Source organism: Desulfogranum marinum (assembly GCF_016918565.1).
GTDB lineage: Bacteria > Desulfobacterota > Desulfobulbia > Desulfobulbales > Desulfobulbaceae > Desulfogranum > Desulfogranum marinum.
Map to the genome: position 1 here is coordinate 1 of NZ_JAFFQD010000073.1, position 14,039 is coordinate 14,039.

Annotated in this window: 9 protein-coding genes; 1 reads left to right on the forward strand and 8 read right to left on the reverse strand. The window is 39.9% G+C overall.

The features are described 5' to 3' along the window. Positions 1-551 precede the first annotated feature (551 nt). Positions 552-3,545, forward strand: coding sequence for a DEAD/DEAH box helicase (locus JWH17_RS22060; protein WP_205224867.1), 2,994 nt, complete (start codon positions 552-554; stop codon positions 3,543-3,545). A gap of 345 nt (positions 3,546-3,890) precedes the next feature. Here JWH17_RS22060 and JWH17_RS22065 read toward each other — a convergent pair whose 3' ends face one another. The 8 genes from JWH17_RS22065 to JWH17_RS22100 all read right to left on the reverse strand — a co-directional run bounded on the left by JWH17_RS22065 (position 3,891) and on the right by JWH17_RS22100 (position 12,994). After that, complete coding sequence (locus JWH17_RS22065) at positions 3,891-4,826, reverse strand: hypothetical protein (protein WP_205224868.1); 936 nt, start codon at positions 4,824-4,826, stop codon at positions 3,891-3,893. Positions 4,827-4,852: 26 nt separating this feature from the next. Then, on the reverse strand, positions 4,853-6,556 hold the full coding sequence (locus tag JWH17_RS22070) for a coiled-coil domain-containing protein (protein WP_205224869.1): 1,704 nt from the start codon (positions 6,554-6,556) through the stop codon (positions 4,853-4,855). Positions 6,557-6,575: 19 nt separating this feature from the next. Beyond that, the gene (locus JWH17_RS22075) at positions 6,576-7,394 is read right to left on the reverse strand and encodes a hypothetical protein (RefSeq protein WP_205224870.1); all 819 of its coding nucleotides are present in this window, start codon (positions 7,392-7,394) and stop codon (positions 6,576-6,578) included. Continuing rightward, positions 7,381-8,808, reverse strand: a complete 1,428-nt coding sequence (locus JWH17_RS22080) for a hypothetical protein (RefSeq protein ID WP_205224871.1) — start codon at positions 8,806-8,808, stop codon at positions 7,381-7,383. Before JWH17_RS22080 ends, JWH17_RS22075 begins: the two co-directional genes overlap by 14 nt. 494 nt (positions 8,809-9,302) lie before the next feature. Beyond that, on the reverse strand, positions 9,303-10,073 hold the full coding sequence (locus JWH17_RS22085) for an endonuclease (protein WP_205224872.1): 771 nt from the start codon (positions 10,071-10,073) through the stop codon (positions 9,303-9,305). 1,092 nt (positions 10,074-11,165) lie between these two features. Continuing rightward, positions 11,166-11,837: a hypothetical protein gene (locus JWH17_RS22090; protein ID WP_205224873.1), complete on the reverse strand. Its 672-nt coding sequence runs from the start codon at positions 11,835-11,837 to the stop codon at positions 11,166-11,168. A gap of 189 nt (positions 11,838-12,026) precedes the next feature. After that, on the reverse strand, positions 12,027-12,728 hold the full coding sequence (locus JWH17_RS22095) for a hypothetical protein (RefSeq protein ID WP_205224874.1): 702 nt from the start codon (positions 12,726-12,728) through the stop codon (positions 12,027-12,029). Between the two features lie 14 nt (positions 12,729-12,742). After that, positions 12,743-12,994 (reverse strand): DUF4258 domain-containing protein, encoded by a 252-nt coding sequence (locus JWH17_RS22100; RefSeq protein WP_205224875.1) that lies wholly within the window; start codon positions 12,992-12,994, stop codon positions 12,743-12,745. Positions 12,995-14,039 lie beyond the last annotated feature (1,045 nt).

The following is a 14,039-nucleotide window of genomic DNA, read 5'->3' on the forward strand; positions in this document are numbered from 1 at the left end:
CCTTTAGGGGACTTCTGAACTCCGTAAGGTTGGCGGATAAGTAGGAAATGCCAATATAAGTTATGTTGCATGGGAAAGAAGAATTGTTCCCAAAAATAGCGGAATATCTTGAAATGATAGAACAAATTAGCTTTCGGACAATTCGGCGTAAAAACATTATTATTTCAATAGGATAGCTCGACTCGCAACATAACAGGAAACATCATAAATTTTATAGCGTTGATCGTATTTAAGACTGTCAAACTAAGTCTACAAATTACAGAACACCAAGTAATGGCAGGAACCTCTGAAGAATTGTATATTGACTTTTTGGGGACGTGCTGCCTAAATTTCAAGTATTATGCAATAAATTTGGGAAATTGGAATACTGGCGGCGCTAGTTAACATTCGAATGGCGGCAAAACGGAAAAAATCTTGCTCCAAGTCAAGATAGCGGGTTATACTTGTCAATTTGATGTGTCTGCCCCACATGGGAGCCGACTTTTTAGGCCTTTCGAAAAAAACGAGTACTTATCACCTCACGCACCCCACCTAATAGCTTGAACTCTTTCTTGGCTTTTCAGCGGAAATTTGACTCTGAGCCATTCAAGCGGGGCAAGCAGTTTGAGCACTTCGTTAAGTGGTTCCTGAAGAACGAACCTGGGTGGGCTACACAAGTTGATAAGGTCTGGCTCTGGGATGAGTACCCCGATCGTTGGGGGATCGACTGTGGCATCGATTTGTTATTCAGGCACCGCAATGGTGAACTATGGGCTGTGCAAGCCAAATGTTATTCCTCAGAGCACAACATCACCAAGAAAGATGTAGACAAGTTCCTCAGTGAATCCAACCGTCCTTCCATCTCCAAGCGACTCCTGATTGCGACCACAGATCGCATCGGTGGAAACGCAAGGCAAGTCTGTGATGCCCAAGAGAAGCAAGTAGTCCGATATCTGCTATCCAACCTTGAAGCAGCTGAGATAGATTACCCCGACAGGTTTAAAGACCTGTTCCAAACCAAGCGTCGCCCCCTGCCTTCCCCTAAGGAACACCAGCTAGAAGCTATAGGGGCAGCCGAAGAGAACTTCCAAGGGGTAAACCGTGGGCAGTTGATCATGGCTTGCGGCACAGGCAAGACCTTTACAACCCTTTGGATCAAGGAAAGGTTGAACTCCAGGCAGACGCTGGTTTTATTGCCTTCGCTTAGCCTCTTGTCCCAGACCTTGAAGGAATGGACGTTTGCAGCCAACCATTCTTTTGAAGTGCTTTGTGTCTGCTCAGATCAGACTGTGGGCAAGCGAGGGGAAGATGAAACAATCCACTTCATTTCAGACCTGGCGTTCCCAGTTACCTCCAGCACAGATGAGATCAGGAATTTCCTCCTAGGAGACAGACCCAAAGTGGTCTTCTCGACCTACCAGTCATCTCCTCTGCTTGCCGAGGTTCAATCTCTTGAGGCAATCCCAGATTTTGACCTAGTAATCGCTGATGAAGCCCACAGGTGTGCTGGCAAGGTCACCGGCAACTTTTCTATGGTTCTGGATAGCCAGAGGATCAGAGCAACGAAGAGACTCTTTGCGACTGCCACACCTCGCACCTACTCAATCACATCCCACAAAGCGGCAGCAGACCGTGGCGTTGAAGTGGTAGGTATGGACGATGAGACAGTATTTGGGAAGGTGCTCTACAGGCTCCCATTCTCGGAGGCCATCAAGCTGGGATTGCTGACGGATTACCGAGTGGTAATCATCGGCGTGGATGACCCCACCATTGCAGAATGGATTGAACGCAGGGAGATAGTTAAGCCTGTGGATGGTGAAGAGACTGATGCTGAGTCACTGGCTGCACAAATCGGCTTACTCAAAGCCATCAAGGACTACGACCTCAAACGCATCATCAGCTTCCAAAGCAGAGTCAGCCGCGCAAAACAGTTTGCGGATGACCTACAGCAGACCCTCGGGTGGATAAGCGAAAAGCACAAGCCAGAAGGCTCACTATGGTCTGACTATGTGTCAGGAGCAATGCCTACCAACAGGCGTAAGCAGAAGCTCGACCAGTTGAAAGCTATTGGTGAAAACCAAAGGGGCATCCTGACTAATGCCAAATGTCTGTCAGAAGGTGTCGATGTACCTTCCTTGGATGGTGTGGCTTTCATCGACCCCAAAAGCAGTCAGGTAGACATCGTGCAAGCGGTCGGTAGAGCCATACGCCTCAGTCAGGACAAGAAGTACGGGACTATTGTGTTACCTGTGTTTATCAAGCAGGGAGAGGATGCCATCACTTCCATTGAGAAGAGCAACTTCAAGCCTGTCTGGGAGGTGCTCAACGCACTCAAGGCTCATGATGAAGAGTTGGCGTTTGAGCTTGACCAGATTAGGACAGAGATGGGAAAGGTTGGGGTACCAAAAGGTAACCCTAAAAGACTACCAAAGGTGATCATAGATATACCGGCATATGTCGATAATACATTTGGTGAGTGGATTAGGTCTCTTTTAGTTGAACAAATTACAGAGTCTTGGTTTTTCTGGTATGGAATATTGCTGACATATGTCGAAACATATGGTGACTCTAGAGTTCCAGATGCTTTTGTCTATGAGAACAAATACCGACTTGGGAAATGGTTAGGGAAACAGCGAGGGAAAAGAAAAGAGCTCGATGAAAATAAGACAAAACTGTTAAGTCAGTTGCCTAGCTGGACTTGGGATGCAGTGACATCTCAATGGGAAGAGAACTTCGAAGCATTAAAAAAATTTGTATCCAAAAACGGCCATACACGTGTACCAAAAAGCACGGTATTGGATGGTCTTCGACTAGGCGATTGGGTTGTCACCCAAAGATCTGCTTACATTAAAAGAAAGTTGTCAAAAGAACGTATAGTTAGACTGAATGAGTTGGCAAAATGGAGCTGGGATCCCTATTCAGATGCTTGGAATGAAGGATACGATGAGCTTAAAAAATATGTACTAGAGTATGGTCATAGTCTTGTCCCAATCTCATACAAGAGAAATGAAAAATTCAGGCTAGGGCAATGGGTCAGCACTCAAAGAGGCTCATTTAGCAAAGGCAAGTTGCCTGAAGAAAGAAAAAAGCTTTTAGAAGCGCTACCTAAATGGTCATGGAATCCAAGGAAAGATGCTTGGAATAAAGGCTACAACAATCTAAAATCATACGTGAAAAAGTATGGAACCTGCAGGGGTGTTAGAGGCTGTAGAAGCTTTAAGACAGAGGATGGTAGTGACTTGGGGACGTGGGTGCAAAGTCAAAGGTCATCAAAAAGCAAACTCACTGAAGAGCAGTTGCATCTGCTTGAAAGTCTTCCTGGTTGGGTATGGAGCCCCCACGAAGAAGCTTGGGAAATTGGGTATGAACATCTCAGGAAATATGCCCACACAAATGGCGACTGCTTAGTGCATGTTGGCTACGTAACTGAAGATAACTTTAAGCTTGGAAACTGGGTAAGTTATCAAAGACAAAAAAAGAATAAACTTTCTGACGCCAATAAGAAACGTTTAGAAGTCTTGCCTGATTGGGTTTGGAAGATTAGAAAGTCTGAAACGAACAGATGACACGCTGAGCCTTCATTCTGGGTAAACTTTGCATCTTGAATGTTAAAAGCACCAGTTAGCAAATAGCCAAACTCTTCTCTTCTTAGAATCAAAATCAGCATTACAATATATTGTTGCCCTGTGGTCAGAGTAGATTTGCCCTAAATACTTCTTAGCTTTTGAAAATGAGTCAATCTGGTTGTTGCCAGCAAATGCTGATTGGATAGAAAGTCCGACGAAAAACATGGGTAACAATCTGTAAGCTATCTTGCTGGGCAAATTGTTCTTGCCTAGAAAAATGATGAATTTCCTCATTGAACAAATTTTTCATATCAAACATTCACATGTTCACCGTGAATGCTTGCTCTATTTAGACAGCCAAGGGGAAGTCTCACCTGTTGGCTCAAAATAATAAAAATGCTCACCTACGACTCGAAGTCTTTTTTTGTAAATAGACTTTTCATTCTGTTTTGTTTGATCAAAAACTTTAACAAAAAATCGACATTCATTTTTGTTGCTCCAGTCATATAGTGCCTGAGTACCAACTCTAAAGGTTTGGTTATCTAGTGTTTTACTAAAATCCACAGAATCGAGAGGTAACTCTGCCTGCTCAACAGTTCGATGCGGCAGCTCATTGTCATGTATTATTATGCCATTCGATGTCAGAGCCATCTCAAAAATATACTCAGATTTACCAGAAGGCGTCGCCCAGCAAGCAGGTTTCTCAGTTCCCTTTCCAATACGTTCTAACTTGTTTTGTAGATATGCCATTCGATTGTTTTTCGTTATTATTTCCGCTTCTAATTTCAAGATTTTACTAGGTAGATCGAAAATGGCCTTTTGGTCTGGAAGTAAATTAGGTGATTTTTTTTTAATCTCTTGGACTGACTCTACAATATTTACTGCGTCATCGAAGGATAAATCATTCTTTCGGAGCATTTCTTGAATTCCCTGCAAACCCTTCACTTTTTCTTGTAAGCTCTTCAGTTCCGTGACTAAAGATTTGTTTTTTTCTTGAATTAACACCAGTTCTTTAAAAGCATCGTCGAACGAATCTTTATCTAACGCCCTATACAGTTTCTGCAAGTCAGCAGCTAAGTTTGGATTTTTATCCAGTATTTCCAACTGCTCTTGTTTTTGTTGTATTACATCTTTGAGATTTTTAATTTCATCATTTTTCTTCCCAACAATATTGGCTAAAAGCAGTAGTAGACAGAAAGTAATAAGAATGACAACCTCGGCCATCGTCAGACCTAAGACGATTCCTCTACGATATAATATATTTTCATGTTGAGTGTTCATTATTTACTTAACAATTAGTTGACCTGCTATCCTCTGTTTCCAAAACCAAATAGTCTTTTAGATTTCTCGTTCAGCGGAACAGAAGTCACTTTTTGCTGTTGCATCTCTTCGGCTAATTGTCGAACAATGATATTTTGCTGCTGTACTGTTTTCATTAACGTGGAATATGATTCTTTCAGTTTATTACTAAGATTGTTCACGTTGTCATCCAGTCGCTGGTTATTACTCTTCATATTGGTGGCCATTGTCTCGTACAAGGTCTGCATTTTTATGGAATGCGTTTCGGTATTAGCCATTTGTTTATCTAACTTGATACTTTGAGTCTGCATCATGCGTCCGAACTTTTCAATATCGCTAGTTATTGTCAACATGTTACCCTTAGAATCAGTGATTAACTGTTGTCCATGTTCATTAAGATCGTGAATTGTTTTTGCGAGTGATGTTTCACTTTTTGTCAGTTCATCTAGTGAAACACTAGACTTCGCGATTTCTTTGATGCGCTGAGGAACGACTTTAGCATACTTGTCCAAGTCTTCTATTAAGACTTTTTTCAACATCTGGTTTTGGACGGAAATGGCGTCCATCAAGGTCTGGTGAGAATCAGTTAAATGGTCACTTATATCGTCATTAATTTTCTTGAGATATGCTTGCTTCTCTCCTGCTTGATTTGCCAAAAACTCGTAAGTATCAGTTATTTTCTTGAGCTGTTTATTCAGCGCTTCAGTTTGTATCTCAATCCTTTCTCCTTCACTGTTTACAAGGACACCAAATGATTCTAGATGATTAGTTAAGTCAACCGTCATGTTTTTAGACATCATTATTTGTTTAGTGCTATGTTCTTCCAGCTTGGTTATTGCATCTGCATAGGACGTTTCTTTTTTTACAAAATCCACCAAAGAGTCAGCTGAATTATTAATATTTTGCAATTTTCCTTGAAATGAAGTCGCGAATCCTTGCAAAAATATTTGCAATTCTTCTACAGGTGGCGCTAATTGGTCTTTTAATAGATCTTCAGAGAGATCTATGTTTACTAATTTTTCGCTCACTAAACTTAGGTTTTGAGTAAGGTCTTGCATTGCTGCAGCAACTTTTTTTTCTCTCTCTGTTACCAAAGCTATATTGTCATTTATTGCTTCGGTTGTAGTTTTTAATTGAGACTTCCTTTCAGCACGCCATTCGACTTCCCATTCTTCAACAGATTGACGCAGTGCAGTTCTAAAAGTACTAAAATCACTTAAAGTTGCGTTCAGTTCTCCTTTCAATTGACGTGCAGCCTCTGTCAGTGAACTAACGGTTTCCTGCTCAACTTCAAACGGAGTATCTCTAAGCTGCGTAAAAAACACTCGACCAGCAACGCCACAAATTGTAGTCACTAGCGCTATTCCAAAATTCGCTATTATAGCTTCTTGACCATCAACCGACTTAGCTGCTTGAGATAGAGAGACGCCTAAGCTGACAAGGGTATATAAAAAACCTAAATAGTAAAGATTGTCGCCAGCTTTATCGAGTCGAAGTTTGAAATACGATGAACGATAGCACCAGAAAGCGTAAAACGCCATAAACCCAACGGGCAGTGAATATGTGTAAAACACGGAAATATTAAGGGCTTTTAGGAAAATAATAGCTACGGCTCCTGTTAAAACAAAAATTCCAAAAAGCCATTTATCAGCAAAATCGCTGAGACGGTTAACATATTGTCCGCCATGAGTATTATGTGCTAAGGTCGCCATGGTAATTTAGATTCCTTTATTAATTTATGCTTTTAACTTTGATTAAAACGCCACCCATTGAATGCACATACTGCTGCCAAAACTGAATATGAGATTTACCTTGAACGTTATTTGAATTGTGTCTCCTTATATAGATGATCTCGACTTTTACTCCATTCAAATCGGCTAGATGATGTTGATAAGCAGAATTCCTTTTATATGCCTGAAAATCGGCAGATTGAGTGTATTGCGAATAAGACAAGGTGTGCTGTATCATGTCAGAAACAATAACAAATCTTTTTTTGATGGCTTTGTTTTTTTCCCCTATAAACTCCGCTATTGATACAGTTTTTATCGTTTCCATTATGGGAGAATTCGGTACTTCTAAAGGTTCCATTAATCGAGCTATAGTTGAATCTAATTTATCCGAAAATTTTTTTTGCCAAATCTTTTTAATGAGCGCTGGATTTGCTAACCACGGTGATATATTTTTACCATCACCTGGATTACACACAAATATTTCAGGTTCGAGCATTTTAGATTCAGCTTGATCCATTCCATAAATACTAATTGAAGCGTGTATTGGAATTGACGCTTTAATATCTCTTAGGTAAATTTCTAACTCCCGTTGTTGCATCTCATCAAGAGGGTCCGTTCGGTCGATTAATATAACCGTTTTACTCTCAACTCCACTCGAGGGGCAAAGTGTCAATGGGTCTAATGTGGTTTTCTTGCTGTTCAAGAAAAAAGTAGTCAAACCAACACCAATAAAGCCAACTAAGACAGCCACAATAATCAAGCCGCCCCATATGTTTTTACTCGATCCTCGAGGTCGTCTACTACGGCTAACTTGTCTCATGCCAGAGTGCCTTGTCATTTATAGTTCCTAGTAGCTCAAGCTTATCTATCGCATTACTACATTCATCATTGATAGCAGCCATCATTTTGGGCAGTGCCTCCTGCGCCATCTCCACAATTTGACTAACATCATGAACTGTGGGCATATGGAGGGAATTAGTTTCCAAAACAGCTAATTCATATTCGCATTGCCAACGAGCTGGAGGTGGAGTGTCCCTCGTTAACACATTTGCCTCTCGATATATCGCTAGAAGTTCCCTAGCAGATTGTTCCAGTCGTGCAAAATGTGGTACTAGCTGAGATTTTAAATGCTCCATCTTTGAGATTAACATTCTGTAATCTTCTTGTTTTGATGTGAGCTCTACTAAAGCCTGCTGTATTTCAGAAAAACCATTATCCCGTTCTGCGGTTAACTCTTCAACCAAGAACGCCTTGTTATCGACATACTGGTCCTTTAGTTTATTAAGCCTTTGATCTAAAAATTCATAGCCAGGATAAGGATCATATATTTTCCACAAATCAATAGTTGCAATTAAAAATGCAGATACGCCCATAAGGATCAGCAAATAGCTGTCAAAATCATAGAGTTGGAAAGGTGAAGATTTGAATGTTTCTATTGCCGCCATGCCAGGCTCAGTCACTTGCATTACAAATGCTTGTCTATAATGAGCAACAAACAAATTAAATGTTGGCACAAAGGCAATAAGTGCCAAAAGGCAGCTAACGCCAAGTAACTTTCTCCATACACTCTGGTGAGTTATTTGTCGTAAGCCTACCCAACCAAGCAAACAGCTATTGAAAATTATATTAGCAATTGAAATAATGGTGGCCTGAGTTATGCCTCCTAAATATCCGAGAGAATGCCCTTGTGCAAAAAAGTACCCATTTAAAGAGCTTTCAATGGCCAGAATAAGTATTATTATACTAATACCCCACACTTTAGAGTCACTATAGCGTGGCTCGCGAGTAAGCAAATTATTCTTCCTAAATTCGTTCAGTTCACGCTTTTTTTTCCCAATATCAATTTGAAGTTTATACAGAGTACTATCTTTTAAGGTATTAAGTACTGCCCTTATGTCTGTAGTGATCTTCTTCTCACCTTTTTGAAGTTGATTTATATTGACATCAACACCCAATGATTTGACGCGTTCATGGTAAGCTGAGAACCACTTAATGGCCTCTTCATAGCTTTTATCTTTTTCCTCTTCAATTATGCTTATAATTCTGTTTTCATTTTCATCGTTTGATTGGCTTTCAGTTGCAGGTTTATTGGATTGTCCAGTTATTTGACCTTTTTTCACTAAATCTAATTTTTTGGCCGTCTTAAGAACATCTAATTTGTCAAAAATATTGGCATATTGAGCATAAACACCGCTTGACTGTTTGCCCGTTATGGATCTTTTTAAACCCAACATTTTAGATCTCCATTTAAGGATTGGATTTATAGTTTATACGTTATTTCATGCTTCCCACTGTTTGCCGTTGGTCGGCAACAGGGGAGACCAGATCTCTCGTTTTGTAATTATTTTTGATATTTCAATTTTCTGACTTGGGCAATTTCTAGAATTAGGTGCAAAGTGAACCTTTCATGGCAAAGTAGACGAGGTTTCTATTTTAGAATTCGTTCCATTTTTCCATAAGAAGACTGAAAATTAATTCAGTGCAGTAAGGATTTGGCAAGCCTCTAGCTTGAAATTAACACCTAACTTCAGATCCATATGGCAAGTTGAAAAGTTAAAAGATATTGTTGGATTATCCTAGAAACAAGTTATGTGGTGTCCAGCTTGCACAACTAAAAGGGAGGCTCTGTCGACACTCAGGAAACATCAGGAGCGGGTAGCGCTATTTTCTCTAAGGAAATGCCACGTCTGCAGTCAAAATTTTTCCACTAAATATAGACTTGTTCATCTTATCGGCAGTGCTCCAATACGAAAGGATTATCATTACCCTGAATTGTCTTAATTCTCTCCGCTCTGGTACATTCCCATTCTGAAACAGGGTACATTTTATCCCAGGCATCCATGAGCTTCTGTTGTTGTTTGCTCATGTGATATCTAGGGTAACTAAATTGCATGTACTTATATGTCCTAGCAATTCGTCCTCTTGCAGCCTCTGGTGGCTGTACTTTTCTGCTATCAATCTTCATATCACAACTGCCAAATGAGGAGTTAGCTGCTGGCAACATAGTGAAATTATAGTTGCTCCGAGAAGCGTTAACAGCCCCTATGGCAGGGTAGAGATTGTACATATCTGACTGCATGTGTCTGTATTCTATGTTTACCTTGGATGCACAATTCCGCCCCTTAAAGCTTTCACCATCTTTCTTCACACACCGAGGATCTCCGTCTCTCCATTCCGAAAAAGTACGACCGAAGTTTTCAGCAGGGACAACGTGTTCCCATTCGATTTTTGCTGCACGCTTTTTATATTTATTCGCCACAAAACCGCGTGGCTGATTAACCCTTTTCTTAGAGTCAAAATCAGCATTACAATATATTGTTACTCTGTGGTCAGAATAGATTTGCCACAAGTATTTTTTAGCTTTTGAGAATGAGTCAAGTTGTGTGTTGCCAGCAAATGCTAGATGGATAGAAAGTCCGACGAAAAGCAGACCCCATGGAATAAAGGCTAGTTTGCCAACCAGCTTTTTGTTTTTAAGGATGGATGAAAAGATTGTCATTATTGTTCCTGGAGATTGGCTCCGCTACTCATATTATTGATGCTATAGGGTTAGCTCACCAATAGACTAGGTACTTCTGCGAAATACCTCAGAGGTGTTGGTACCCTTCGACTGTATCAAGTAGGTCGCACCCAGTAATCCATGAAAAATTTGCACCACATCGTGATACGCAATTTGTTATGTCAAATCAAACAGATGAGAATGTACCACCGCTCATCTTTAATTTCAATTTTATATTCGATGAATAGCAGCGCCTATTCCATCGCTATAGCATTGAAACAAGAGGCACTTTAAGTCTTGAGTGGAATGAAAGGATGGCACCGGCAACCTTGGAGTTGACCAGTGTGTGTAACAGGTTACCTGATAATGTAATTACACTGTAACAAGTTTTGTAACAGTTACTGTCCCAGAAGTGGAGCAATAGTGTAATAGCACGTAATTACAAGACCTTACGCTTTGAGCAAACATGGGCACCAGTCACCTTCGACAAGGTCGCAAAATTGGACTTTGGCCGATTCTTCAGTGTAGGATAGTAGTAATAAACTACACAGTAATAGGTGTATAATTGACTGTTAAGAGTGCAAATGTTCCTGAAAGCCAACAGCCACATCCCGTATTCCTGCTACTGCTCCCAACTCTTGTCGTTTTCTTGGTTCAATTCACCTGCACCCAGTCTTTGTAGACTGCTTCCAATCATAAAGGGGCGGGGACATGACAAGAGAGCAACAATGCAGACAGTAGATTCGATGGGGAATTATGGTTTATGAAGTAGTGGTCTAGAAGGAGTTGATAATGTGGCACGGGGTGTGGTTCCGCATTTTTCGACCAAAGGCACAGGGTGTACAGGAATAGTATTAAAAGGCAGGGAAAAGATGGAGCCGAAATCTTCGAACTGGATAATGTTTACTGCTAAACTCTGTCACTGAAATTGTCTTTGAACAAAAAAATCAGCTGCGCTTCAATACCTCTGAGGTAGATATTCTTTGAATCTCAACTCTGAGATTACTCCATTTTTCGACAAAATTCGGTGAAGTCGACGGGGTAACGATTCAAGAACAAGATTAATTGTAGGTTTTTATTAAGGCCGAAAGGTTATGCATCCCTATCTTCCCGTAGGTAAATGGAAAGATCAGCATGGTTAATATTATACGTTTTCAGCAATCGTTTTATACTATCACGGATTGAATTGGCTGAAAGGTTCATCTCCACATAAGTGGAAGAACCACATTTTTGTGGACTTCTTAGATCACTGGGGTTACTTGAGAAGTATTTGTTGTTACGATTGGAGATGTGATCCTGATTGCTTTCTAGAGAGTTAAAGATTTTTTGATCAGTATTCAGAAGATGAGTGCAAAGCTGGATATATAACTCTGACCAAGTTACTTTGTTTGTATATGGAGTCCCAGTAAGAACGAAGCCATAGGGCCTTTTATATTTGAAATCTTCTGTTAAGTTATGCGGCTCCTTGTTGTTTAATGCTTTGATTATGCGCTCATTCTCTATGGAAGACGATTGTTTTTCTTTGCTTTCTACTTGCTGGTAAAGTGGCGTGTTTGTATGGTTTTGAATCAACTCAGATAAAGAATTGGCTATATCAGAAAACTCTTTGTTGGTTTTATTAAATTCAGATTTGAATCGAGCTCCATTGGTAAGAGCCTCATTGTCGTTGTGATCAATCTCCAACCACAAGTCATCTGACAATGCCAGCAAATCTTCTTGAACATTTTTGAGATTACTTAATATGTTTTTTATACGTTCTTTCATTTGAGCACCTTGGCGAATTTTAAAGTCTAAAAAGTGATTATGAACATACTGTGGAGCTGGCTTTCTGGAAGAGTATATGTGCCAATCCCATCAGTCAACATGAACTCCTTTTTTCCATTGTCCGATGGTTGTTTGCAACATGTTTTCAGGAGTATTATTAATCTATACGCCATCAGATTCCATAGAGCTTTACTCCTTTTTGAGGTCTGAAAACTTGATGGTGTTACTATTTAAGTAACTAGTTAACTCATTCATACCTTCACGAAATGTTTCCTCTATTTTATTTATACTGTCGATAATTTTTTCCATCTCCTCTGGTCTGTTGGCAAAAATTTCCTGGACGACGCCAATAATATTAGGATCACCAACACTGCAATAATACGAAATAGCCAATTCAAGGGTCGTTTGTTCTGAATGGGCTTCAATAGCGTCAAGAAATGTAATTTCTGGATCAATATTATCGATTGATTCGAATGCCTTGATAACTTTACTATCAGCAACTTGATAAAAATAATAAAGGAAGTTGATGTGAGTGATAATATCATTTGGGAAAAGAGCCATTCTCTTATTTTCAACATTCGTATAACCAATGGATTTAGGTAAAAGACCATCTTGGATATATTTTCGAAAAGTAGGCTTTTTGAGTTTGATTATCGGACTTTTTTTTCCTTGTTCTTCATTTATTTCCTCAAATGTTATACCTCCATTTTTTGCCCCTTCTCGTTTTGAATACTTGTCTGAAATTTTTTTAAGTTCCTCCTCGGTTCGCAGTGGATAGCCTTCTTTTTGTTTTTCTTTATAGTCTGGAAAACTCAAAAGATAATCGAGACTCAATTTTCTGGGAATACTGTTATATGGTGACAACAATTCAGTACGACTTTTTTTGGGCATGGTGATCTCTATATTTATTTAGATTTGTATGTGGTTAGGATTACTCCGTCAGCGACAATCACATTTGTATTTTCCGCTTTTTCAAAAACGTGGATTATTCGTTTTAAGTCGCTTATGGCCGCTTGCTTCTGTTTTTTTCCAAAGAAAACTTTTTCGGCACCACCGTTGGCTCTTTTAAAGGTTCCAAGTGATAAAACGATCTCTAGAATATCCTTGCTAATAGCTCTTTGGTTCATTCTGCAGCTGGCATGATTTGTTAGATTCATTATATCCCCCTATTAAATGGTATTCTGTGGCGAACAATAGATTGTGATTATTGATATTGTGTATGAAAAATATCATGTGTATATTTAAAAAGCAAGGGAAAATTGAGACCTTGTTTTTTTACGTCTCAAAAAAGGTAGCAGGATAAAAACTTAGGATTAAGGAACCCTGCTCTTAGGTTCGTCTATAGGGGGGAGTCCGTCAGAGTGAAGATTATTCAAAAATTGCAGATTATTTTTCACTTCACCGCTGCTTGATCAGGGAGAAACTTCCAATGCCTGACAACCAACATTCAATTTAGGGCAAAACCTTATCCATGAGCATCTCAAGATGTTGAAATCCTGAACGTCTGTTATGGTCCTGTAGAGAAACATCTTTCCTGTTGGAGTAGGTTAGGAACGGCAAGGTCAAGCATCCTAGAACTCCCGAAGCTTAGTACTATTCCTGTCATCATCGTCAGATAACCAGCATTACCTTTAAGTTAGAGTAAGTAAACTTGCAACAACATTTATTGTTTTTATAGTAGTAATAATATCAGTACTATATCAATCAGCACCTATTGTCCTTCCTTAACGATTTCCTACCCTCTCTTCTTTCACTGGTATGAGTAGTTGCATTTGCGAGTACTTGGATGGTAACTGTTTCTGCATTGAACATTTTCCTGACAAATCCCTCTCCCCATTGATATTGAAATAATCCCTCACTTTTAGTAACACATCAAACAGGAGTGGATGAAGTCATGCTGTTTTATACCCTGTAAAATTACAGCTCATACAACTAGATAATAAAGTCAAGGGCATGAAAAGAGTTTCCGCTAATACGGAGACCTGCTGTTATGCAGACTTATATAAAAACTAGTTAAGCTCAACTATCTGAGCCGGCTTTGAACTTAGAGGAGAAGCTAATGAACACAACTCGATTGGGTAGCTTGGTACTTGCTGGCGTTGCGGCAGTGGCAGTCGGTAGCGCCCTATATTTGAGCTTGCAACCGGCGGACTTGCTCAAGTATCAGCAAGAGTGGGTAAAGGCGTTGCTCCAGGCAGGCTT